19 protein-coding genes and 1 riboswitch are annotated in these 23,899 nt (G+C 73.6%); of the genes, 17 read left to right on the forward strand and 2 right to left on the reverse strand.

Going from position 1 to position 23,899, the window contains the following annotated elements; all coding sequences use genetic code 11:
• Positions 1–24: 24 nt before the first annotated feature.
• A riboswitch (cobalamin riboswitch) is annotated at positions 25–182 on the forward strand.
• Between the two features lie 100 nt (positions 183–282).
• From IGS69_RS07060 to cobC, 13 genes are read left to right on the forward strand one after another with little or no spacing between them, the layout of a single operon-like run.
• Entirely contained in the window at positions 283–1,236 is a 954-nt protein-coding gene (locus IGS69_RS07060; RefSeq protein WP_190897769.1) for a cobalamin biosynthesis protein, read from the forward strand.
• Between the two features lies 1 nt (position 1,237).
• Positions 1,238–2,746 carry a cobyric acid synthase gene (locus tag IGS69_RS07065; protein ID WP_190897770.1) on the forward strand — a complete coding sequence of 503 codons (1,509 nt, stop codon included), beginning with the start codon at positions 1,238–1,240 and terminating at the stop codon, positions 2,744–2,746.
• Positions 2,743–6,399 (forward strand): cobaltochelatase subunit CobN, encoded by a 3,657-nt coding sequence (gene cobN, locus IGS69_RS07070; protein WP_190897772.1) that lies wholly within the window; start codon positions 2,743–2,745, stop codon positions 6,397–6,399. The genes IGS69_RS07065 and cobN overlap by 4 nt, the downstream gene beginning before the upstream one ends.
• Positions 6,396–8,393, forward strand: a complete 1,998-nt coding sequence (locus tag IGS69_RS07075; protein ID WP_190897773.1) for a putative cobaltochelatase — start codon at positions 6,396–6,398, stop codon at positions 8,391–8,393. Before cobN ends, IGS69_RS07075 begins: the two co-directional genes overlap by 4 nt.
• Entirely contained in the window at positions 8,393–8,992 is a 600-nt protein-coding gene (cobO, locus tag IGS69_RS07080; protein WP_190897774.1) for a cob(I)yrinic acid a,c-diamide adenosyltransferase, read from the forward strand. Before IGS69_RS07075 ends, cobO begins: the two co-directional genes overlap by 1 nt.
• Complete coding sequence (locus IGS69_RS07085; protein WP_190897776.1) at positions 8,989–10,374, forward strand: cobyrinate a,c-diamide synthase; 1,386 nt, start codon at positions 8,989–8,991, stop codon at positions 10,372–10,374. The genes cobO and IGS69_RS07085 overlap by 4 nt, the downstream gene beginning before the upstream one ends.
• Complete coding sequence (cobI, locus tag IGS69_RS07090; protein WP_190897777.1) at positions 10,371–11,102, forward strand: precorrin-2 C(20)-methyltransferase; 732 nt, start codon at positions 10,371–10,373, stop codon at positions 11,100–11,102. Before IGS69_RS07085 ends, cobI begins: the two co-directional genes overlap by 4 nt.
• Before the next feature lie 59 nt (positions 11,103–11,161).
• Positions 11,162–11,980 carry a precorrin-4 C(11)-methyltransferase gene (cobM, locus tag IGS69_RS07095; RefSeq protein ID WP_190897778.1) on the forward strand — a complete coding sequence of 273 codons (819 nt, stop codon included), beginning with the start codon at positions 11,162–11,164 and terminating at the stop codon, positions 11,978–11,980.
• Positions 11,977–13,215 carry a precorrin-6y C5,15-methyltransferase (decarboxylating) subunit CbiE gene (gene cbiE, locus IGS69_RS07100; protein ID WP_190897780.1) on the forward strand — a complete coding sequence of 413 codons (1,239 nt, stop codon included), beginning with the start codon at positions 11,977–11,979 and terminating at the stop codon, positions 13,213–13,215. Before cobM ends, cbiE begins: the two co-directional genes overlap by 4 nt.
• Positions 13,212–14,903 carry a precorrin-3B C(17)-methyltransferase gene (gene cobJ, locus IGS69_RS07105; protein WP_190897781.1) on the forward strand — a complete coding sequence of 564 codons (1,692 nt, stop codon included), beginning with the start codon at positions 13,212–13,214 and terminating at the stop codon, positions 14,901–14,903. The genes cbiE and cobJ overlap by 4 nt, the downstream gene beginning before the upstream one ends.
• Positions 14,900–15,487: a precorrin-8X methylmutase gene (locus IGS69_RS07110; protein ID WP_190897782.1), complete on the forward strand. Its 588-nt coding sequence runs from the start codon at positions 14,900–14,902 to the stop codon at positions 15,485–15,487. Before cobJ ends, IGS69_RS07110 begins: the two co-directional genes overlap by 4 nt.
• Positions 15,484–16,401 carry a sirohydrochlorin chelatase gene (locus IGS69_RS07115; RefSeq protein ID WP_190897784.1) on the forward strand — a complete coding sequence of 306 codons (918 nt, stop codon included), beginning with the start codon at positions 15,484–15,486 and terminating at the stop codon, positions 16,399–16,401. The genes IGS69_RS07110 and IGS69_RS07115 overlap by 4 nt, the downstream gene beginning before the upstream one ends.
• Positions 16,391–17,446 (forward strand): Rv2231c family pyridoxal phosphate-dependent protein CobC, encoded by a 1,056-nt coding sequence (gene cobC, locus IGS69_RS07120; protein WP_190897785.1) that lies wholly within the window; start codon positions 16,391–16,393, stop codon positions 17,444–17,446. The genes IGS69_RS07115 and cobC overlap by 11 nt, the downstream gene beginning before the upstream one ends.
• Positions 17,447–17,673: 227 nt before the next feature.
• Here cobC and IGS69_RS07125 read toward each other — a convergent pair whose 3' ends face one another.
• Together IGS69_RS07125 and IGS69_RS07130 are read right to left on the reverse strand one after the other, a co-directional pair.
• Positions 17,674–18,585, reverse strand: coding sequence for an SCO1860 family LAETG-anchored protein (locus IGS69_RS07125; RefSeq protein WP_190897786.1), 912 nt, complete (start codon positions 18,583–18,585; stop codon positions 17,674–17,676).
• A gap of 180 nt (positions 18,586–18,765) precedes the next feature.
• Positions 18,766–19,857 (reverse strand): amidohydrolase family protein, encoded by a 1,092-nt coding sequence (locus IGS69_RS07130; RefSeq protein WP_190897787.1) that lies wholly within the window; start codon positions 19,855–19,857, stop codon positions 18,766–18,768.
• Between the two features lie 149 nt (positions 19,858–20,006).
• On the opposite strand from IGS69_RS07130, the gene IGS69_RS07135 reads away from it, so the two are divergent.
• The 4 genes from IGS69_RS07135 to ectB all read left to right on the forward strand — a co-directional run bounded on the left by IGS69_RS07135 (position 20,007) and on the right by ectB (position 23,882).
• Positions 20,007–21,107 (forward strand): pyridoxal-phosphate-dependent aminotransferase family protein, encoded by a 1,101-nt coding sequence (locus tag IGS69_RS07135; protein ID WP_190897788.1) that lies wholly within the window; start codon positions 20,007–20,009, stop codon positions 21,105–21,107.
• Between the two features lie 57 nt (positions 21,108–21,164).
• Positions 21,165–21,704, forward strand: coding sequence for a DinB family protein (locus tag IGS69_RS07140; protein WP_190897790.1), 540 nt, complete (start codon positions 21,165–21,167; stop codon positions 21,702–21,704).
• Positions 21,705–22,043: 339 nt separating this feature from the next.
• Entirely contained in the window at positions 22,044–22,550 is a 507-nt protein-coding gene (gene ectA / locus IGS69_RS07145; RefSeq protein WP_190897791.1) for a diaminobutyrate acetyltransferase, read from the forward strand.
• Between the two features lie 60 nt (positions 22,551–22,610).
• On the forward strand, positions 22,611–23,882 hold the full coding sequence (ectB, locus tag IGS69_RS07150; RefSeq protein ID WP_190897792.1) for a diaminobutyrate--2-oxoglutarate transaminase: 1,272 nt from the start codon (positions 22,611–22,613) through the stop codon (positions 23,880–23,882).
• The last annotated feature ends 17 nt before the right edge of the window (positions 23,883–23,899 follow it).

Here is a 23,899-nt window from a genome sequence, read left to right on the forward strand (position 1 = left end):
TCTCCACACTCTCCCCTCGCAGGTCAACGGCAAGTTGACGGCGGTTCCCGGCCGTGGTGGACTGCCGGGGCCAATACGGCGGCAGGAGAGGAAGCCGGTGAAAGTCCGGCGCGGTCCCGCCACTGTCACCGGGGTAGCAATCCCCGGGAGCCAGGAACTCTCACCGCCGGTCTCGTCGAACCAGGGCGTGGACACCCTGAGTGAGGACACATATCGCCATGCGCGGCTGCCGATCGAGGTTCAACACCCCACCCCTGCCCGCCCTCCTGGCCGGCTGAGCCCATGGGTGCCGGTCGCGTCTTCGCGTACGGCGCCGCCGCCGGCCTGATCGGTGACCTGCTGCTCGGTGATCCTCGCCGGGGGCATCCGGTCGCCGCGTTCGGGCGGGCCGCGAGTGCCGTGGAACGGGTGCTGTGGCGGGACCACCGCGGGTGGGGCGCGCTGCACACCGCCGTCTGTGCCGGAGGGGCCGTCGCCCTCGGGTCCGCCGCCGCGCGTGCCGTGCGGCCGTCCGCCGTCGCCTCCGTCGCGCTGACCGGCGTCGCCACCTGGGCCGTCGTCGGGGGGACTTCACTCGCCCGGGAGGCGCGGACCATAGGGCGTGCCCTGGAGGCCGGGGACGTCGAGGCGGCCCGGGCCCGGCTGCCGCATCTGTGCGGGCGTGACCCGCAGGCCCTCGACGCCGACGGCATGGCCCGGGCCGTGGTCGAGTCGGTCGCCGAGAACACCTCCGACGCCGTGGTGGGGGCGCTGGTGTGGGGGGCCGTCGGCGGGGTGCCGGGGCTGCTCGGGTTCCGGGCCGTCAACACCCTGGACGCCATGGTCGGGCACAAGTCGGCCCGGTACCGCCGGTACGGGTGGGCCTCCGCGCGGCTGGACGACCTCGCGGGGTGGCCGGGAGCGCGGCTGACCGCCGTACTCGCCGTGCTGGCGGGGCCGGATCCGCGGGGGGCCGTGCGGGCGTGGCGGGCCGACGCGGTGCGGCATCCGAGCCCCAACGCCGGGCCCGTGGAGGCCTCGTTCGCGGGGGCGCTCGGGGTGCGGCTGGGCGGGACGCTGTCGTACGGCGGGCGGGTGGAGCACCGGCCCGTGCTGAACACGCGGGGGCGGGCCGTCGGCCGCCATGACGTCGAGCGGGCCGTGCGGCTGTCGAAGCGCGTCACCTGGCTCGCGCTCGGGGTGTGCGCCGGTGCGCGGCTGCTGATGAGCGCGCGGTCATCGAACAGGGGGAAATGACATGAGCGGTGGGCTTCTCGTCGCCGGGACGACCTCCGACGCCGGCAAGAGCGTCGTGACCGCCGGGATCTGCCGGTGGCTGGTGCGCCAAGGCGTCAAGGTCGCGCCCTTCAAGGCGCAGAACATGTCCCTGAACTCCTTCGTGACGACGGAGGGGGCCGAGATCGGGCGGGCGCAGGCCATGCAGGCACAGGCCTGCCGCATCGTGCCGACCGCGCTGATGAACCCGGTGCTGCTCAAGCCCGGTGGAGAGCAGAGCAGTCAGGTCGTGCTGCTGGGCAAGCCGGTCGGGGAGCTGAGCGCGCGCGGCTATCACGGCGGACGGCAGCAGCAGTTGCTCGGGACGGTGCTGGACTGCCTGGAGCAGTTGCGGGGCACGTATGACGCGGTGATCTGTGAGGGGGCCGGTTCTCCCGCCGAGATCAATCTGCGGCGGACGGACATCGTGAACATGGGGATCGCCCGGAACGCCGGGCTGCCCGTGCTCGTCGTCGGCGACATCGACCGGGGCGGGGTGTTCGCCTCGTTCTTCGGGACGGTGGCGCTGCTGTCGCCCGAGGACCAGCGTTGCGTCGCCGGGTTCCTCGTCAACAAGTTCCGCGGGGACGTCTCCCTGCTGGAGCCGGGGCTGGACATGCTGCTCGGGCTCACGGGGCGGAAGACGTACGGGGTGTTGCCGTTCCGGCACGGGCTCGGGATCGACGAGGAGGACGGCCTCAGGGTCTCCCTGCGGGGGGCCGTCCGGGAGTCCGTCGTCGCCCCGCCCGTCGGCGAGGACGTGCTGCGCGTCGCGGTCTGCGCCGTGCCGCTGATGTCCAACTTCACGGATGTGGACGCGCTGGCCGCCGAACCGGGCGTCGTGGTGCGGTTCGTGGATCGGCCGGAGGAGCTGTCCGACGCCGACCTCGTCATCGTGCCCGGCACCCGGGGGACGGTCCGGGCGCTGGAGTGGCTGCGGGAGCGGGGGCTCGCCGAGGCCCTGGTCCGCAGGGCCGCCGAGCAGCGGCCCGTGCTCGGCATCTGCGGCGGCTTCCAGATCCTCGGCGAGCACATCGAGGACGATGTCGAGAGCCGCCGGGGCCATGTCGACGGGCTCGGGATCCTGCCCGTGCGGGTGCGGTTCGCCCGCGAGAAGACCCTCACCCGGCCGTCCGGGGAGGCCCTCGGGGAGCACGTCGAGGGTTACGAGATCCACCACGGCGTCGCCGACGTCACGGGAGGGGCTCCCTTCCTGGACGGCTGCCGGGTCGGCCAGACGTGGGGGACGCACTGGCACGGCTCGCTGGAGTCGGACGGCTTCCGGCGGGCCTTTCTGCGCGAGGTGGCGGCCGCCGCGGGCCGCCGCTTCGTGCCCGCGCCGGACACCTCGTTCGCCGCGCTGCGCGAGGAGCAGCTCAACCGGCTCGGCGACCTGATCGAACAGCACGCGGACACCGACGCGCTGTGGCGGCTCATCGAGTCCGGCGCGCCGCAAGGACTGCCCTTCATTCCACCGGGAGCGCCCGCATGAGCACTGTGTTGTTGTTGTCGACCGCCGACACGGACCTGCTGGCGGCCCGGGCCGCCTCCGGTGCCGACTACCGGATCGGCAACCCGACCCGCGTGGACGTCCGGGAGGAGCTCCCGGCCCTGCTGGACGGGGCGTCCGTCGCCGTCGTCCGGCTGCTCGGCGGCAAGCGGGCCTGGGAGGACGGACTGGCCGCGCTGAAGGCCTCCGGTGTCCCGACCGTGCTGCTGGGCGGCGAGGCCGTGCCGGACGCGGAGCTGATGGCCGAGTCGTCCGTCCCGGCCGGTGTCGTCGCGGAGGCGCTGCGGTACCTCGTGGAGGGCGGGCCGGACAACCTCACCGAACTGGCCCGGTTCCTCTCCGACACCGTGCTGCTGACGGGCGAGGGGTTCGACGAACCGCGGAAGATGCCCGAGTACGGCGTCCACGGCCAGCGCGAGCTCGTGCCGGGCCGTCCGACCGTCGGCGTGCTCTTCTACCGGGCGCACGAACTGAGCGGCAACACCGGCTTCGTGGACACCCTGTGCGACGCGATCGAGGCGCGCGGCGCCAACGCGCTGCCGGTGTACTGCGGTTCGCTGCGCGGGGCGGACGCGGGCCTGTACGAGATCCTCGGGCAGGCCGACACCCTGGTCGCCACCGTCCTGGCCGCGGGCGGCACCCACGCCTCGCAGGCGTCGGCGGGCGGCGACGAGGAGGCCTGGGACATCGGCGCCCTCGCCGAGCTGGACATCCCCGTGCTCCAGGGCCTGTGCCTGACGTCCTCGCGGCAGGCCTGGGCCGACTCGGACGCCGCCCTCTCCCCCATGGACGCCGCGATGCAGGTGGCGATCCCGGAGTTCGACGGACGGCTGATCACCGTGCCGTTCTCCTTCAAGGAGCAGGGCCCCGACGACGTGCCCGTCTACGTCGCCGACCCGGAGCGTGCGGGGCGCGTCGCCGGCATCGCCGTACGGCACGCGCGGCTGCGGCACAAGGAGAACGCCGAGAAGAAGCTGGCGCTGGTCTTCACCGCCTACCCGACCAAGCACTCGCGGGTCGGCAACGCGGTAGGGCTGGACACCCCGGCCTCGGCGGTGCGGGTGCTGGACGCGCTGCGGGACGCCGGATACGTCGTCGAGGGGCATCCGGACGAGGGTGACGAGCTGATCCACCGGCTCATCAACGCCGGTGGGCACGACGTGGAGTGGCTGACGGAGGAGCAGCTGGCCGCCGCGCCCGCGCGGGTGCCGCTGGCCGACTACCGGGCGTGGTTCGACAAGCTCGACCCGGAGCTGAAGGACGCCATGACCGAGGCGTGGGGCGAGCCGCCGGGCAGTCTCTACGTCGACGGCGACGACATCGTCCTGGCGTCCCTGCAGTTCGGGAACGTCGTCGTGATGATCCAGCCGCCGCGCGGCTTCGGCGAGAACCCGATCGCGATCTACCACGACCCGGACATGCCGCCGTCCCACCACTACATGGCGGCCTACCGGTGGCTGGAGAACAGTTTCGGCGCCGACGCCATCGTGCACATGGGCAAGCACGGCACCATGGAGTGGCTGCCCGGCAAGGGCCTCGGGCTCAGCGGGGGCTGCGCCCCGGACGCGGTCCTCGGGGACCTGCCGCTGATCTACCCGTTCATCGTCAACGACCCGGGGGAGGGCACCCAGGCCAAGCGGCGCGGGCATGCCACCGTCGTCGACCACCTCGTGCCGCCGATGGCCCGCGCCGACACCTACGGCGACCTGGCCAAGCTGGAGCAGCTCCTCGACGAGTACGCCCTCGTCTCCGACCTGGACCCGGCGAAGGCCCCGACCGTGCGCGCCCAGATCTGGACGCTGGTCAAGGCCGCCGAGCTCCACCACGACCTGCATGTCGACGAGCAGCCGGACGACGCGGAGTTCGACGAGTTCGTCATGCACATCGACGGCTATCTGTGCGAGATCAAGGACGTGCAGATCCGCGACGGACTGCACATCCTGGGCGGCGGTCCGGTCGGTGAACCGCGCGTCAACCTCGTGCTGGCCGTGCTGCGCGCCTCGCAGGTGTGGGGCGGCCAGGCCAACGCGCTGCCGGGGCTGAGGGCGTCGCTGGCGCGGCACTTCGGGCTGGTGGAGAAGGAGCTGCTGGCCGAACCGGGCGCTCCGGTGAAGGTGCCGGTGGAGCTGACGAACCTGGTGGACGGCCCGGCCCGCAGTGCCGCCGACGCGATCGACCTGCTGGAGCAGCTGTGCCGGCGGATCGCCGAGGGCATGGAGGAGCGCGGCTGGGCTGTCGCCGAGAGTGCGCCGCTGGTCCGCGAGGTCCTCGGCACCGAACTCCCCGACGCCGTCGCCGTGCTGGAGTTCGCCTGCACCGAGGTCGTGCCCCGGCTGGAGAAGACCACCGACGAGATCGGGCACATCCTGCGGGCGCTGAACGGCGGTTACGTCCCGGCGGGTCCCTCCGGTTCGCCGACCCGCGGGCTGGTCAACGTCCTGCCGACGGGCCGCAACTTCTACTCCGTCGACCCCAAGGCCATCCCGTCCCGGCTGAGCTGGGAGGTCGGGCAGTCGCTCGCGGACTCCCTGGTGCAGCGGTACCTGCAGGACACCGGTGAGTACCCGACGTCCGTCGGCCTGACGGTGTGGGGCACCTCGGCGATGCGCACCCAGGGCGACGACATCGCCGAGATCCTGGCGCTGCTGGGCTGCCGGCCGGTGTGGGACGACGCCTCGCGGCGCGTGACCGGGTTCGAGGTGGTGCCGCTCGCTGAGCTCGGCCGGCCGCGCATCGATGTGACGGTCCGCATCTCGGGCTTCTTCCGGGACGCGTTCCCGCACGTCGTCGGCCTGATCGACGACGCCGTGCGCACGGTGGCCGAGCTGGACGAACCGGCGGAGTCCAACCACGTGCGGGCCCACGCCGACCAGGACACCGCCGAGCACGGCGACCGCCGCCGGGCCACGGCCCGCATCTTCGGCTCCAAGCCGGGGGCCTACGGGGCCGGTCTGCTGCCGCTGATCGACGCCCGCAACTGGCGCTCCGACGCGGACCTCGCCGAGGTGTACGCGGTGTGGGGCGGCTACGCCTACGGGCGGGGGCTCGACGGGCGGGCCGCGCGCGGGGACATGGAGACGGCGTTCAAGCGGATCGCCGTCGCCGCGAAGAACGTCGACACCCGTGAGCACGACCTGGTCGACGCCGACGACTACTTCCAGTACCACGGCGGCATGGTCGCCATGGTGCGGCACCTGACGGGCGCGAGCCCCGAGGCGTACGTCGGCGACTCGGCCACCCCGGACCAGGTGAAGACCCGCACGCTCGGCGAGGAGACGCACCGCGTCTTCCGCGCCCGGGTGGTCAACCCGCGCTGGATGGCGGCCATGCGGCGGCACGGCTACAAGGGCGCCTTCGAGATGGCGGCGACCGTGGACTACCTGTTCGGGTACGACGCCACGGCCGGGGTCGTGGACGACTGGATGTACGAGAAGCTCAGCGCCGAGTACGTCTTCGACCCGGAGAACCGGGACTTCATGAAGAAGTCCAACCCCTGGGCGCTGCGCGGCATCACCGAGCGGCTGCTGGAGGCCGCCGACCGCGGACTGTGGGCCGAGCCGGACGCGGAGACGCTGGAGCGGCTGCGTGCCACCTATCTGGAACTCGAAGGCGACTTGGAGGGCGACGAGAAGTGAGCACCCCCTTTCCGTTCACGGCCGTCGTCGGCCAGGACGACCTGCGGCTCGCACTGCTGCTGAACGCCGTGTCCCCGGCGGTCGGCGGTGTGCTGGTGCGCGGCGAGAAGGGCACAGCGAAGTCCACGGCGGTGCGTGCGCTGTCGGCGCTCATGCCGACGCTGGACGTCGTCTCCGGCTGCCGCTTCTCCTGCGACCCCGGCTCCCCCGACCCCGGCTGCCCGGACGGGCCGCACGAGCCGGGGGCGTTCGAGACCCGGGCCGCGCGCATGGTCGAACTGCCCGTCGGCGCCTCCGAGGACCGGCTGGTCGGCGCGCTGGACATCGAGCGGGCGCTCTCGGAGGGCGTGAAGGCCTTCGAGCCGGGCCTGCTGGCCGACGCGCACCGCGGGATCCTCTACGTCGACGAGGTCAATCTCCTCCACGACCACCTGGTGGACCTGCTGCTGGACGCGGCCGCGATGGGCGCCTCGTACGTCGAGCGCGAGGGCGTCTCCGTGCGGCACGCGGCCCGTTTCCTGCTCGTCGGCACCATGAACCCCGAAGAGGGCGAGCTGCGGCCGCAGTTGCTCGACCGGTTCGGGCTGACCGTGGAGGTCGCGGCCTCCCGGGAGCCGGACCAGCGGGTGGAGGTCGTCAGGCGGCGGCTGGCCTACGACGACGACCCGGGCGCCTTCGCCGCGCGCTGGGCCGAGGAGGAGGCCGCCGTGCGGGCGCGGATCGTCGCCGCGCGGGAGCTGCTGCCGTCCGTGCGGCTGGGCGACGGGGCGCTGCGGCAGATCGCGGCGACCTGTGCGGCCTTCGAGGTGGACGGCATGCGCGCCGACATCGTGATGGCGCGCACCGCCACCGCGCTGGCGGCCTGGGCCGGGCGCACGGACGTGCTCGCCGAGGACGTCCGGCAGGCGGCGCTGCTCGCGCTGCCGCACCGGCGGCGGCGCAACCCCTTCGACGCGCCGGGCCTCGACGAGGACAAGCTCGACGAGACCCTGGAGGAGTTCGGCGGCTCGGACGACGAGGACCCGGATCCGGACCCCGGCCCGGACGGGCCCGGCGGGGGCGGCGGACAGCCGGAACCCGACGACGCGCCCCAGGGCGGCGACGACACCGCGGCCCGGCCCGAGGCCGGCGAGGGCGGGCAGCCGCAGCCTTCGGGCGCCGGCGAGCAGTCGGCCGTCCGGGCGTCGGAGCCGTTCCGCACGAAGGTGCTGAGCGTGCCCGGCATCGGCGAGGGTGCCGCCGGGCGGCGCTCGCGGGCGCGCACCGAGCACGGGCGGACGACCGGGGCCCGGCGGCCCCGGGGCGCGCTCACCAAGCTGCACCTGGCGGCGACGGTGCAGGCGGCGGCCCCGCACCAGCGGGCGCGCGGACGGTCCGGGCCGGGCCTGGTGGTGCGCCGGGACGATCTGCGGCAGGCCACCCGCGAGGGGCGCGAGGGCAATCTCGTGCTGTTCGTCGTGGACGCCTCCGGGTCGATGGCGGCACGGCAGCGGATGAGCGCCGTCAAGGGCGCCGTGCTGTCGCTGCTGCTGGACGCCTACCAGCGGCGCGACAAGGTGGGTCTGGTGACCTTCCGCGGTACGGACGCCGAGGTGGCACTGCCGCCGACCTCGTCGGTGGACGCGGCGGCGGCCCGGCTGGAGACGCTGCCGACGGGCGGGCGGACACCGCTCGCCGCGGGGCTGCTGCGCGCCCACGACGTGCTGCGCGTGGAGCGGCTGCGCGATCCGGCGCGGCGGCCGCTGGTCGTGCTGGTGACGGACGGGCGCGCCACCGGAGGCCCCGAGCCGGTCGCCCTGGCCGGGCGTGCGGCGCGGCTGTTCGCGGCCGACGGTGTCGCCTCGGTCGTCGTGGACTGCGAGTCGGGGCCGGTGCGGCTCGGGCTCGCCGGGCAGCTCGCGGGCGAGCTGGGCGGTACCGCCGTGACATTGGACGAGCTGCGCGCGGACAGCATCGCCGGGCTCGTGAAGGACGTGCAGAGGAGGGCCGCGTAATGCCGCAGGGACAGCCGAGTGTGGTGCCGGACGACGGACTGACGACCCGCCAGCGGCGGAACCGGCCGCTGGTCGTCGTCCACACGGGCATCGGCAAGGGCAAGTCCACCGCCGCCTTCGGGCTCGCGCTGCGGGCCTGGAACCAGGGGTGGCCGATCGGGGTGTTCCAGTTCGTCAAGTCGGCGAAGTGGAAGGTCGGCGAGGAGAACGCGCTGCGGGTGCTGGGCGCCTCCGGCGAGGGCGGGTCCGTCGACTGGCACAAGATGGGCGAGGGCTGGTCCTGGGTGCAGCGCGACGCCCAGATGGACAACGAGGAGAAGGCCCGGGAGGGCTGGGAGCAGGTCAAGCGGGACCTGGCGGCCGAGACGTACAAGCTGTACGTGCTCGACGAGTTCGCGTACCCGATGCACTGGGGGTGGGTGGACACGGACGAGGTGATCTCCGTGCTGCGGGACCGGCCTGGGACGCAGCATGTCGTGATCACCGGGCGGAACGCGCCCTCGAAGCTCGTGGACTTCGCCGACCTCGTGACCGACATGTCCAAGGTCAAGCATCCGATGGACGCGGGCCAGAAGGGCCAGAGGGGCATCGAGTGGTGAGTGCTTCCGTCCCTCGGCTGGTCATCGCCGCGCCCTCCTCGGGCAGCGGCAAGACCACCGTCGCCACGGGGTTGATGGCCGCGTTCGCCGCGCGGGGGCTCGCCGTGTCCCCGCACAAGGTCGGGCCGGACTACATCGACCCCGGGTACCACGCGCTCGCGACCGGGCGGGTGGGGCGGAACCTCGACGCGTACCTGTGCGGGCCCGAGCTGGTCGGGCCGCTGTTCCTGCACGGGGCACAAGGGTGTGACATCGCCGTCGTCGAGGGTGTGATGGGGCTGTACGACGGGGCCGCGGGCGAGGGGGAACTCGCGTCCACGGCTCATGTCGCGAAGCTGCTCGGGGCTCCGGTGGTGCTGGTCGTGGACGCGTCGTCGCAGTCGCGGTCGGTGGCGGCGCTGGTGCACGGGTTCGCGTCGTGGGACCCGGAGGTGCGGGTCGGGGGCGTCATCCTCAACAAGGTCGCCTCGGACCGGCACGAGGAGTTGTTGCGGGAGGCGCTGGAGCAGGCGGGGGTGCCGGTGCTGGGCGCCTTGCGGCGGGCTGCGCAGGTGTCCACGCCTTCTCGGCATCTCGGTCTGGTTCCTGTAGCCGAACGGCAGGGTGCGGCGGTCGAAGCCGTCGCTGCGATGGCCGCGCAGGTCGTGGACGGTTGTGATCTGGGGGCGTTGGAAGCCCTGGCACGTGCAGCCGGTCCCGTACCAGGGGGCTCCGCCCCCTGGACCCCCGCCTCGCCCACCCACCACCCGACGCGGTCGGATGAAGCGGATCAGCAGCGCGCGCCCGTCGTCGCCGTTGCCGGTGGGCCTGCCTTCACCTTCTCCTACGCCGAACACACCGAACTGCTCACCGCCGCCGGTGCCGACGTCGTCACCTTCGACCCCCTGCGGGACGAGGAACTGCCCGAAGAGACCGCCGGGTTGGTGATCGGGGGTGGGTTTCCCGAGGTGTACGCCTCGGAGCTGTCGGCCAACGAGCCCCTGCGCAAGGCCGTTTCCACCCTTGCGGAGCGTGGCGCTCCCGTCGCCGCCGAGTGTGCCGGGCTGCTGTATCTGTGCCGGGAGCTGGGCGGGCTGCCGATGTGCGGGGTGCTGGACGCCTCGGCGCGGATGACCGAGCGGCTCACGCTGGGCTACCGGGACGCCGTGGCTGTGGGCGACAGTGTGCTCGCGGCGGCCGGGACACGGATGCGGGGGCACGAGTTCCACCGGACCGTCGTGGAGCCCGGCTCGGGGGCGGAGCCCGCCTGGGGGGTCCGCGGCCCCCGGCCGCGGGTCGAAGGTTTCGTGGAGCGCGGTGTGCACGCGAGCTATCTGCACACGCACTGGGCGTCCGAGCCCGGTGTCGCCCGTCGGTTCGTGGAGAGGTGCCGGACGTCATGAGCAGCAAGCTGGTCGGAGTCGGGGTGGGCCCCGGGGATCCGGAGCTGGTCACCGTCAAGGGCGTCAACGCCCTGCGGGAGGCCGAGGTCGTGGTGGTTCCCGTGATGGACAGCGGGGAGCGCGGCCGGGCCGAGGCGACCGTGTTGCACTACGTGCCCGAGGAGAAGGTCGTGCGGGTCGTGTTCGCGCTGAACGAGCGCAGCGACCGGGCCCGCCGCGAGGCCGCCTGGGACGCGGCCGGGGAGCGGGTCGCCGAACTGCTGCGGCGGCACGCGTCGGTGGCCTTCGCGACCATCGGGGACCCCAATGTGTACTCGACGTTCACCTACCTCGCGCAGACCGTCGCCGAGCTCGTGCCGGGGACCGTCGTGGAGACCGTGCCCGGGATCACCGCCATGCAGGACCTCGCCGCCCGGTCGGGGGCCGTGCTGACCGAGGGCACCGAACCGCTCACGCTCGTGCCCGTCACCGCCGGAGCGGCCGTACTCAAGGACGCCCTGGCCGGGCCCGGGACCGTGGTCGCCTACAAGTTCGGGCGGCAGGCGCACGAGGTCGCCGAGGCGCTGCGGGAGACCGGGCGGCTCGCCGACGCCGTGTGGGGCTCGGCGCTGGGGCTCCCGGAGGAGTCCGTGCGCCCGGCCGCCGACCTCGACGAGACGCCCCTGCCCTATCTGTCGACGCTCATCGCGCCCGCCCGGCGCGAGGGCGGACGGGGCGGAAAGCTCTGACGCGGCCCGTCCGCCCTCGCCCCGCCCCCCTTCACCCCTTGTACGAGAGGACCCATCCCATGGCCGACGCCCCCGCCGGCAAAGTGACCTTCGTCGGCGCCGGCCCCGGCGCCGCCGACTTGCTGACCTTCCGCGCCGCGCGCGCCATCGCCGAGGCCGACGTCGTGATCTGGGCGGCCAGCCTGGTCCAGGAGGAGGTCCTCGAACACGCCCGCGAGGACGCGGAGATCCTCGACTCGGCGACCATGTCCCTGGAGGACGTCGTGGCCGTGTACGAGCGGGCCCGTGCCGAGGGGCTGAAGGTCGCCCGTATCCACTCCGGCGACCCGGCTCTGTGGGGAGGCACGCAGGAGCAGGTCGACCGCTGTGCCGGGATCGGCATCGCGACCGAGATCGTGCCCGGGGTGTCCTCCTTCTCGGCCGTCGCGGCGCTCGCCCAGCGCGAGCTGACCATCCCGGAGGTGGCGCAGTCGGTCGTGCTGACCCGGCTCGGCGGCGGCAAGACGCCCATGCCGCCCGGCGAGGAGGTCCGGGAGTTCGCCAAGCACGGCACCACCATGGCGGTGTTCCTCTCCGCCGCCCGCAGCGGGCAGCTCGTGCGGGAGCTGCTGGAGGGCGGCTACCCGACGACGACCCCGGTCGTGGTGGCGTACCAGGCGACCTGGCCGGAGGAGCTGGTCGTGAAGTGCACGATCGGCACGCTGGAGGAGACGGTCAAGGAGCACAAGCTCTGGAAGCACACCCTGTTCCTGGTCGGCCCGGCGCTCGACGCGCACGGCACGCGCTCGCACCTGTACCACCCGGGTCACTTCCACGGGTACCGCAAGGCCGACCCGGAGGCCCGGCGGGCGCTGCGCGAGCGGGGGGCGAGTACGTGATCACGGTGGTCGGCACGGGGACGGGGGCGGCGCCTTCCGACGCCGTCCTCGCCGGTGCCGGGCTGGTGGTGGGCGGGCGGCGGCATCTCGACGCCGTGCGGCTGCCGGAGACGGCGGAGCGGGTCGTGCTCGGGCCTCTCGGGCCGGCTCTCGACACCATCGGCGCGTACGTCGAGAAGGACCGTCCCGTCGTGGTGCTGGCCTCCGGCGACCCCGGGTTCTTCGGGATCGTGCGGGTGCTGGCGGAGCGGTTCGGGCCGGAGCGGCTGGATGTGCGGCCCGGGGTGTCGTCGGTCGCCGCCGCGTTCGCGCGGATCGGGCTGCCGTGGGACGACGCCGTGGTGGTGAGCGCCCACGGGCGGGAACTGCGCACGGCCGTCAACGTGTGCCGGGCGCAGCCGAAGACGGCCGTGCTGACCGGTCCGGGCGCGGGCCCGGCGGAGCTGGGTGCCGCGCTGCGGGACGCGGCACGGGTGCTGGTCGTCGCGTCCGGGCTCGGCTCGGACGCGGAGCGGGTGGAGCGGGTGACGCCCGCCGAGGCTGCCGCCCGGGACTGGGGCACGGCGGTGAACGTGGTGCTGTGCCTGGACCAGGCGCGGGCGCTCGGCCCGGTGCGGACGGTCGCGGGGCCCGGGGAGCGGCCCTCCGGCTGGGCCCTGGAGGAGACGGAGTTCGCCCACCGGGACTCGATGATCACCAAGTTCGAGGTGCGGGCACTGGCCCTCGCGCGGCTGGGGCCGCGGCCGGGCGACCTGGTGTGGGACGTGGGCGCCGGCTCGGGGTCCGTGGCCGTGGAGTGCGCGCGGCTCGGTGCGGCCGTGACCGCCGTGGAGAAGAGCACGGACGGGGTCGAGCGGGTCCGCGCCAACGCCGCCGCGCACGGCGTGGACGTACGCGTGGTGCACGGTGCGGCACCGGACGCGCTGACGGAACTCGCCGAGATCCCGGACGCCGTGTTCGTGGGGGGCGGCGGGCGCGAACTGCCCGCGATCGTCGCCGCGTGCGCGCGGCGTGCCCGGCGCACGGTGGTCGTCGCCATGGCGGCGCTCGACCGGGTGCCTGCCGCGCGCGAGGCCCTGACGAGCGCCGGTCTGATCTGCGACGGCGTGCTCCTGCAGTCGTCGCGGCTCGCGCCGCTGCCCGGGGACGTGACCCGGCTCGCGGCGACCAACCCCGTTTTCCTGCTGTGGGGCGTCCGGCCCCCGGCAGCTGTCGAAGAAGGAGACGCCCAGTGATCGGCCTCATTTCCGCCACCGCGGCGGGAGCGGCTGCCCGGGACCGGCTGGCCGCCGCGTGGCCGGACCGCACCCGGGTGTACGAGGGTCCCGTCGGGGACGCCGTACGGACCGCGTTCGCGCAGTGCGAGCAGCTCGTGTGCTTCCTGGCGACGGGCGCGGTGGTGCGGCTGGTGGCACCGCTGCTGTCCGGGAAGACCGAGGACCCGGGCGTGGTGTGCGTCGACGAGGGCGGGCGGTTCGCCGTGTCCCTGCTGGGCGGGCACGCGGGCGGCGGCAACGAACTGGCCCGCGAGGTGGGGGACCTGCTGGGTGTCGAGCCGGTGGTGACGACGGCCACGGACGCCGTGGACCTGGCCGGTCTGGACACCCTCGGCCTGCCCGTGGAGGGCGATGTCGCCGGGGTGTCGCGGGCGCTGCTGGACGGCGAGGCGGTGGCGCTGCGGGCCGAGGTGGCCTGGCCGCTGCCGCCGCTGCCGGTGACGGACGAGGGGGCGTACACGATCCGGCTCACCGACCGGCTCGTGGCGGCGGCCGAGCGCGAGGCCGTGCTGCGTCCGCCGACCCTGGTCATCGGGGTCGGGGCGTCCAGGGGCGCGCCCGTGGAGGAGGTCCTCGGGCTGGTCGAGGAGGCCCTGCGGGAGGCCGGGCTGTCGGTGGCGTCCGTCGCCGAACTCGCCACCGTCGACGCCAAGGCCGAGGAGGCCGGCATCGTCGAGGCCGCGCGGCGGCTCGGGGTGCCGCTGGTGACGTACTCCGCGGAGGAGCTGGCCGCGGTCGACGTGCCCAATCCTTCCGACGCGCCGCTCGCGGCCGTCGGGACCCCGTCCGTTGCGGAGGCCGCCGCGCTCGTCGGCGGGGGCGAACTCCTCGTCCCCAAGCGGAAGTCGGCCGCGAGCCCGGCGATGGCGACCTGTGCGGTCGTCCGGCGGCCGGGGCGCGGGCGGCTCGCGGTCGTCGGGCTCGGGCCCGGCGCGCGGGACCTGCTGACGCCGCGCGCGAAGGCCGAACTGCGGCGCGCCTCCGTGCTCGTGGGGCTCGACCAGTACGTCGACCAGATCCGTGATCTGCTGCGGCCCGGCACCCGGATCCTGGAGTCGGGGCTCGGCGCCGAGGAGGAGCGGGCGCGCACGGCGGTCGAGGAGGCCCGCAAGGGGCAGGCCGTCGCCTTGATCGGCAGCGGCGACGCGGGTGTCTACGCCATGGCCTCCCCCGCGCTGGCGGAGGCCTCCAACGACATCGACGTGGTCGGGGTGCCCGGGGTGACGGCGGCGCTCGCGGCCGGTGCGATCCTGGGCGCCCCGCTGGGCCACGACCACGTGTCGATCAGCCTGTCCGACCTGCACACGCCGTGGGAGGTCATCGAGCGGCGGGTCCGGGCCGCGGCCGAGGCGGACATCGTGGTCACCTTCTACAACCCCCGTTCGCGCGGCCGTGACTGGCAGCTGCCCAAGGCGCTGGGCATCCTCGCCGAGCACCGCACACCGCGGACGCCGGTCGGTGTCGTGCGCAACGCCTCGCGGCCGGACGAGTCCAGCCGGCTCACCACCCTGGGCTCCCTCGACCCGGCGACGGTCGACATGATGACGGTCGTGACCGTGGGCAACACGGCGACCCGGGACATCGCGGGGCGCATGGTGACGCCGCGCGGCTACCGCTGGCAGGCAGCGCAGGAGGGGGCCGAGTGAACCGCGTCGTCCATCCGATCGAGGTGGAGTCCTACCGGCGTCTGCGGGCCCGGCTGGACACCTCGCACTTCCCGCCGCTGACCCGGGCGGTCGTGGAGCGGGTCATCCACTCCGCCGCCGACCTCGACTACGCCACCGACCTCGTCCTGGACGAGGCCGCCCTGGAGAAGGCGCACGCGGCGCTGCACGCGGGGGCGCCCGTGGTCGTGGACGTGGAGATGGTCGGCGCCGGGATCACCCGCCGCGAGACCGTCTGCCGTCTGAAGGACGCCGAGTCCGGTCCTGGTCTGACCCGGTCGGCGCACGCCATACGGCTCGCTCACGAGCAGGTCGGGCCCGGCGCCCTCTGGGTGATCGGCAACGCGCCGACCGCGCTGGAGGAGCTGCTGACACTCGACGCCGACCCCGCGCTCGTCATCGGACTGCCCGTCGGCTTCGTCGGAGCCGTCGAATCGAAGGCCGCGCTGCGCGAGAGCGGGCTGCCCGCCGTGAGCAACGTGTCCGAGAAGGGCGGGTCGGCGGTCGCCGCCGCCGCGCTCAACGCCCTGCTGTACCACCCCACTTCCGCCGAGGAGAAACTGTGACCACCCCGCCCGCCCTGCTCATCGCCGGCCACGGCACCCGGGACGACGCCGGAGCCGAGGCGTTCCGCGACTTCATCCGGCAGCTGGGGGCCCGGCACCCCGAACTGCCCGTCGCGGGCGGCTTCATCGAGCTGTCCCCGCCGCCGCTGGGCGAGGCCGTCACCGAGCTGGTCGAGCAGGGTGTGCGGCGTTTCGCCGCCGTCCCGCTGATGCTGGTGTCCGCCGGGCACGCCAAGGGCGACATCCCGGCGGCCCTGGCACGCGAGAAGGAGCGGCACCCGGGCATCGCGTACACGTACGGGCGTCCGCTCGGCCCGCACCCGGCGCTGCTGAACGTGCTGGAGCGGCGCCTGGACGAGGCCCTGGGGTCGGCGGGCCGCACGCCCGGCGACCGGGCCGACGTGACGGTGCTGCTGGTCGGGCGCGGCTCCACGGACCCGGACGCCAACGCCGAGGTGCACAAGGCGGCCCGGCTGCTGTGGGAGGGGCGTGGGTACGCGGGCGTCGAGACGGCGTTCGTGTCGCTGGCGGCGCCGGACGTGCCGAGCGGGCTGGACCGCTGTGTGCGGCTGGGCGCGCGCCGGATCGTGGTCCTGCCCTACTTCCTGTTCACGGGCATCCTGCCGGACCGGGTGCGGCACCAGACGGAGGGCTGGGCCGCCGCGCACCCGGAGGTCGAGGTGCTGTCGGCCGACGTCATCGGGCCGGAGCCGGAGCTGCTCGACCTGGTGTGGGAGCGCTACGAGGAGGCCGTCAAGGGCGATCTGCGGATGAACTGCGACTCGTGCGTGTACCGCATCGCGCTGCCGGGCTTCGAGGACAAGGTGGGCATGCCGCAGCAGCCGCATTTCCATCCGGACGACGACGACCACCACCACGGGCACCACCACGGCGCTCACTCTCATGCGCACTGAGAGCGGGCACGATCTGCGTCACCACGGGGACGCGGAGGTCCGGGACGACGGCGGTTCGCTCGTCGACCTGGCCGTGAACGTCCGCGCGGACACGCCGCCGGTGTGGCTGCGGGAGCACATCGCCGCGTCGCTCGGCGGACTCGCGGCCTACCCCGACGGCCGGGCGGCGCGGGCGGCGGTGGCCGCGCGGCACGGGCTGCCGGTGGAGCGGGTACTGCTGACGGCGGGCGCGGCGGAGGCGTTCGTGCTGCTGGCGCGGGCGCTGAAGGTACGCCGGCCGGTCGTCGTGCATCCCCAGTTCACGGAGCCGGAGGCGGCGCTGCGGGACGCGGGGCACGACGTCGGCCGGGTGCTGCTGCGGGAGGAGGACGGTTTCCGGCTGGACCCGGCGGCCGTTCCCGAGGACGCGGACTTTGTGGTGATCGGCAACCCGACGAACCCGACGTCGGTGCTGCACTCGGCGGACGCGATCGCCTCACTCGCCCGGCCCGGGCGGGTGCTGGTGGTGGACGAGGCGTTCATGGACGCGGTGCCGGGCGAGAGCGAGGCCCTGGCCGGCCGCGTCGACGTGCCGGGCCTCGTGGTGCTGCGCAGTCTGACCAAGACGTGGGGGCTTGCCGGGCTGCGGATCGGCTATGTGCTCGCGGCGCCGGAGACGATCGAGGATCTCCAGCGGGCGCAGCCGCTGTGGCCGGTGTCGACTCCGGCGCTGGCCGCGGCCGAGGCGTGCGTGGGGCCGCGGGCGGTGGCGGAAGCGGCCCACGCGGCGGACCGCATCGCCGCGGACCGCGCTCATCTGCTGGCCGGGCTCGCCCGTTTCGCCCCGGCCGGGCTGCGGGTGGCCGGACCCGCGCAGGGCCCGTTCGTCCTGCTCCGCCTGCCGGGGGCGTCCGCCGTCCGCCGGCGCCTGCGCGACCTCGGCTACGCCGTGCGCCGCGGGGACACCTTCCCCGGGCTGGACGAGCAGTGGCTCCGGCTGGCGGTCCGGGACCGCAGGACGACCGACGGGTTTCTGCACGCCCTGGAGCAGGCGCTGCGGCAATGAGTCGTGCGTGTGCACCGGCACACGGGGCCTTGCAGCACCGAGCCCCGGGCTGACCAGCCCCGCATGCGACGGGCCCATGGGGCCGTCTGCTCAGGCCCGGCCGCGCGACGGCCGGCCTGAGGGCGCGTCGGCGTGCAGCCCGCCGACGAAGCACAGGGACCCGGGTTTTCGCGGGTCCTGGAGCACCTGGGAGCGCGTCCCCCGCCCCCGCCGACGCCCCGCCGAGGTCAGCCCCGGCGGCGTGCCAGGGCCACCGCTCCTCCGCCTGCCGCGAGCAGGACGACGGCGGCGCCCACGAGGTACGGCGTGGCCGGGCTGCCGCCCGTCTCTGCCAGGTCCGCCCCGGCGGGTCCGCCCTGCGGCTTCACGTCGGCGGGCGGGGCGGACGGCTCGGCCGGGGGCTGTGCGGCGGACTCGGGCCGCGGGGTCCTGCAGGTCGCCTCGGCCAGGGTGACCGAGCCGTCGACCTTCGCGACGTTCAGTTTCAACGGGTTGACGGACACCTTGAGTTCGAGGGCGGTGGCGGCGGCCGTACGGGCCGTGGTGCGGGTACTGGACAGGTCCAGGCGCACCTCGCCGACGCCCGGCACCTTGACGTCCGTCGGGCCGCCGGCGCTCAGCGTCACGCGCTTGCCGAGCACGGTCACCGAGCCGGGCAGTCCGGTCGTGGCGAACGGCTTCTTCCCGACCTCGCAGGTGGCCCTGGCCGTGACCTTCTCGACCTCGATCAGCGACAGCAGCGGCAGGCCGGGGACATGGAGGCGGGCGTGGGCCAGGGTCGTGCTCCCCTCGGCCTTGCCGGCGGTCGTGGTGGCTCTCGCCTCGGCGACGTCCGCGCGCAGCACGCTGAACGGCTTACCGCCGTCCACCGCGTCGAGGGTGGCCGTCAGCGTGGTCTTGTCGGCGCTGCGCGGGGCCTGGACGTCGTTGAGGGAGACGGCGAGGGGGACGTTCACCGACTTGTTCAGCAGGGAGACGTCCAGGCCGGTGCGCAGGACGACGGCGCTCGCGCGGCCGTGGTCGCCGGTGGCGTGCGCCGGGCTCACGCCGGTCAGTGCCAGGGGCCCGGCGGCGAGGGCCGTGACGGTCGCGACGGTCGCCAGCCGGCGTACGGGCATGCGGAAGGAAGGGCTGTTCACGGTGGGGACTCCAGGAGAGACAGGCTCGGGACCCGGAAAGAATCGCCGCACCGCGCACACCGCGTCAGCGATCCGACGCCGCTTCACTCCAACGTGGCGACACCGAGGATCCATTCGAATCCCCCGGCACAGGCGTTCCCCGCCGTCACCCTCGCGGCCGCGGGGCCATGACCCCGGTTACTAGCCGACCACTCGTCCGTTCAGCACCACCCGGCGCGGTGAGGCCAGGACCCGTACGTCGGCCCGCGGGTCCTCGTCGTAGACGACGAGGTCGGCCGGGGCGCCCTCGTCCAGGCCGGGGCGGCCGAGCCAGGCGCGGGCGGTCCAGGTGCCCGCGGCGAGGGCCTCGACGGGCGGGATGCCGGCGGTGACGAGTTCGCCGACCTCGGCCGCGGCCAGACCGTGGGCGAGGCCGCCGCCGGCGTCGGTGCCGACGAAGACCGGGATCCCGGCGTCGTAGGCGCCGCGGACGGTGTCGTAGCGGCGTTCGTGGAGCCGGCGCATATGGGCCGACCAGCGTGGGAACCGGGCCTCGCCGCCGTCGGCGAGCTGCGGGAAGGTGGCGATGTTGACCAAGGTGGGGACGATGGCGACGCCGCGTTCGGCGAACAGCGGGACGAGGTCCTCGGTCAGGCCCGTCGCGTGTTCGATGCAGTCGATGCCCGCCTCGACGAGGTCGCGCAGGGAGTCCTCGGAGAAGCAGTGCGCGGTCACGCGGGCGCCCAGGCGGTGGGCCTCGGCGATCGCCGCCTCGACGGCCTCGCGGGGCCAGCAGGCCGACAGGTCGCCGAGGTCGCGGTCGACCCAGTCGCCGACCAGCTTGACCCAGCCGTCGCCGCGCCGGGCCTCCTGGGCGACGTAGGCGACCAGGTCCTCCGGCTCGATCTCCCAGGCGTAGTTGCGGATGTAGCGGCGGGTGCGGGCGATGTGCCGCCCGGCGCGGATGATCTTCGGCAGGTCCTCGCGGTCGTCGATCCAGCGGGTGTCGGAGGGCGAGCCGGCGTCGCGGATGAGCAGCGTGCCCGCGTCCCGGTCGGTCAGGGCCTGCTTCTCGGCGACGTCCTCCGGGACCGGGCCGTGCCGGTCGAGTCCGACGTGGCAGTGCGCGTCGACGAGGCCGGGCAGGGCCCAGCCGACGACCGTGCGGATGTCGCGGGCGCCGGCGGGACGGTCGTAGGAGATGCGGCCGTCGACCACCCACAGTTCGTCCCTGACGTCCTCGGGTCCGACGAGCACCCGTCCCTTCACGTGCAGCACCGTGCGATCGCTCATGCACCGCACCTTAGTGAGCGGGCCGCCGGGACTCGAAGGGGGCCGGTGTGCGCGGGACTCGGCGCGCAGGGGGGTGAGGGCCGGCGGTTACCCTCGACGGGATCGGACCCGCTGTGATCGAACCTGCCGTGAGTGAAGAGAGCTTTGCCGTGACGCATCCGTTTCTGGACCTGGCCCCGCTCGGCGCGGACCGCTTCGCCGCGATCGAGGACCGCGTGGCGCGGCTGCTGAGCACCGGGCAGGACGTCGTGATCATGCAGGGCGAGGCGCTGCTGCCGCTGGAGGGCGCGATCCGTGCCGCGGCCGGTCCGGGCACGACGGCGCTGAACGTCGTCACGGGGCCGTACGGGCAGACCTTCGGCGACTGGCTGCGGGACTGCGGTGCCACGGTGATCGACCTGGCGGTGCCCTTCCACACGGCGGTGACGGCCGAGGAGATCCGGCAGGCCTTCGCCGAGCACCCGGAGATCGACTTCGTGTCGCTGGTGCACGCGGAGGCGGCGACCGGCAACACCAACCCGGTCGCGGAGATCGGTGAGGTCGTGCGGGCGCACGGGGCGCTGTTCTACCTGGACGCGGTGGCCTCGGTCGGGGCCGAGCCGGTGCTGCCGGACGCGTGGGGCGTGGACCTGTGCGTGATCGGCGCGCAGAAGGCGATGGGCGGTCCGGCCGGAGTGTCGGCGGTGTCGGTGAGCGAGCGGGCCTGGGCGCGGATGGCGGCCAATCCGAAGGCGCCGCGGCGGTCGTACCTGTCGCTCCTCGACTGGAAGGAGCGGTGGATCGACGGCGGCCGCAAGGCGCTGCTGCACGCGCCCGCGCAGTTGGAGATGCTGGCCCTCGAGGCCTGTGTGGAGCGGATCGAGGCGGTCGGCCTGGACGCCGTGATGCTCCGGCACGCGTCCGCCGCGGCGGCGACCCGGGCCGGGGCGGTCGCGCTCGGTGGCGGGCTGGAGCCGTACGTGTACGAGGCGCGGGACGCGGCGCCGGTCGCCACGACGCTGCGGGCGCCGTCCGGGGTGGTGGCGTCGGAGCTGGTCCGGCTGGCGCTGGAGGCGGATCCGGCGGTACCGCTGGCGGCGGGCGGCGGCGCGCTGGCCAAGGAGATGATCCGCGTCAACCACTACGGCGCGGACGCGACGCCGGGCGCGGTGCGGGCGAGTCTGGCGGCCCTGGGCGCGGCGCTCTCCGAGCAGGGGCTGGCGGCGGATGTGGAGGCGGCGCTGCGGGCCGTCGAGGAGGCGTGGCGGTAGTCGTCGGCTGTCTCGTACCGGGACACCGTTGTCAGTGCCCCGTGCCATGCTGCGCGTATGACCTCTGACACAACTGCCGGGTCCCCTCTCACCCTCCCCGACGGCCGTCCCGTGCCGCACCTCAGCGGTGACGAGCGGGCCATGCTCGAGAGCTGGCTGGACTTCCACCGGGCCACGCTGGAGCTGAAGTGCGCCGGGCTGGACGACGCGCAGGTGCGGATCGCGGCGGCCGAGCCGTCGTCGCTGACCCTGCTCGGGCTGGTGCAGCACCTCGCCGTGGTCGAGCGGAACTGGTTCCAGCGGGTGGCCGGCGGGCTCGCCGTACCGCCCCTGTTCGAGGACGCGACGGGCTACGCGCTGGATCCGGCGCGGGGGCTCGACGAGGCGCTCGGGATCTGGCGGCGGGAGATCGCGCGGGGGCGGGAGCTGTGCGCCGGGCTGCCGCTGGACCGTCTCGGGCGGGTCGCCGAGGGGCCGGTGCCGGGCATGGAGGTCAGCCTGCGCTGGGTCTTCCTCCACATGATCGAGGAGTACGCGCGGCACAACGGTCACGCCGATCTCCTGCGCGAACGCATCGACGGAGTGACCGGGGCTTGAATTCAACTCGCTTTCCGGGATCTCCCGCATGTAAGCTGGCACACAATTAAGAATTCTTTCAAGAACAGCTTCCCGTATTCTTCTGCCCGCTTTTCCCGGTCCTAAACGCGCAGATTTTGAGGACACTCCGAGGGGAAATTCTGGCAGATCCCGTGGGGCTTACACGGCTGTGACGCGTTACACATCGCGACCGCTTTGCCCGGTAATTCCCGGACAATATGGGGCGTTCCGCCGCCTCGCTGCGTGAGTCCCCGCGCTCGCGCGATAACACAGACGCGGCGCATATGTAACCCCGATCGGCGATGCAATTTTGAATTTCGCTGGGTAAGTTCAATTCGCATGACTGCCGTACAAGCAGATCCGCAAATCGACCGCCCCTCGGTGGCTGACGGAGCCGCACTCTGGCGGATGGCGAAGGACTCGAAGGTTCTCGACCTGAACTCGTCCTACAGCTATCTGCTGTGGTGCCGCGACTTCGCCGCCACCTCGGCCGTCGCCCGCGACGAGCAGGGCGAGCCGATGGGGTTCATCACCGGGTACGTGCGGCCGGACAGCCCGCGCACCCTGCTGGTCTGGCAGGTGGCGGTGGACGAGGCCCACCGCGGGCGCGGACTGGCCGCCGCGCTGCTCGACGGCCTGGTCGCACGGACCACGGCCGAGCTGGGGGTGACGACGATGGAGACCACCATCACCCCGGGCAACACCGCCTCGGAGCGCCTGTTCACGTCGTTCGCCGAGCGTCACGGCGCCCGGCTGGAGCGCGAGGTGCTGTTCGACACGGGCCTGTTCCCCGACGGGCCGCACGACGCAGAGGTGCTGTACCGCATCGGCCCCCTGCCCCACTGACTTTCCCGACGTCCCGCCCGACTCCCGCAGACTTCCCCACGCACCGAGGAGCGATTCTTCGTGACCATCACCCAGCCCGACCTGAGTGTCTTCGAGACCGTCGAGTCCGAGGTACGCAGCTACTGCCGCGGCTGGCCCACCGTCTTCGACCGTGCGGTGGGAAGCCGCATGTACGACGAGGACGGCCATGAGTACCTCGACTTCTTCGCCGGAGCGGGGTCACTGAACTACGGGCACAACAACCCGGTCCTGAAACGCGCGCTGATCGACTACCTGGAGCGGGACGGCGTCACGCACGGGCTCGACATGTCGACCACCGCGAAGCGCACGTTCCTGGAGGCCTTCCAGAACCTGCTGCTGCGCCCGCGCGACCTGCCGTACAAGGTCATGTTCCCGGGCCCGACCGGCACCAATGCCGTGGAGGCCGCGCTGAAGCTGGCGCGCAAGGTGAAGGGGCGCGAGTCGATCGTGTCGTTCACCAACGCCTTCCACGGCATGTCGCTGGGCTCGCTGGCCGTCACCGGCAACGCCTTCAAGCGGGCCGGCGCCGGTATCCCGCTGGTGCACGGCACCCCGATGCCGTTCGACAACTACTTCGACGGCACGGTCGAGGACTTCCTGTGGTTCGAGCGGCTGCTGGAGGACCAGGGCTCCGGCCTCAACAAGCCGGCCGCCGTGATCGTCGAGACCGTGCAGGGCGAGGGCGGCATCAACGTGGCCCGGCCCGAGTGGCTGCGCGCCCTGTCCGAGCTGTGCGAGCGGCAGGACATGCTGCTGATCGTCGACGACATCCAGATGGGCTGCGGCCGTACCGGCGCCTTCTTCTCCTTCGAGGAGGCGGGCATCACGCCGGACATCGTCACCGTCTCGAAGTCGATCAGCGGTTATGGCATGCCCATGTCGCTGTGCCTGTTCAAGCCCGAGCTGGACGTCTGGGAGCCCGGCGAGCACAACGGCACCTTCCGCGGCAACAACCCCGCGTTCGTCACGGCCACCGCGACCCTGGAGACGTACTGGGCCGACGGCAGCGCGATGGAGAAGCAGACCCGCAAGCGCGGCGAGCAGGTCGAGCAGGCGCTGATCTCCATCACCGAGGAGAACCTGGCCGACGTGAAGGAGTACCGGGGCCGCGGCCTGGTGTGGGGCCTGGAGTTCCACGACAAGGCCCGCGCGGGCAAGGTCGCCAAGCGCGCCTTCGAGCTCGGACTGCTCATCGAGACGTCCGGCCCGGAGAGCGAGGTCGTGAAGATGCTCCCGGCCCTGACCATCACACCCGAGGAGCTGGACGAGGGCCTGAGCGTGCTGGCCCGCGCCGTCCGAGAGACCGCCTGACCAACCGAGCACCACTC

Source organism: Streptomyces tuirus (genome assembly GCF_014701095.1).
GTDB lineage: Bacteria > Actinomycetota > Actinomycetes > Streptomycetales > Streptomycetaceae > Streptomyces > Streptomyces tuirus.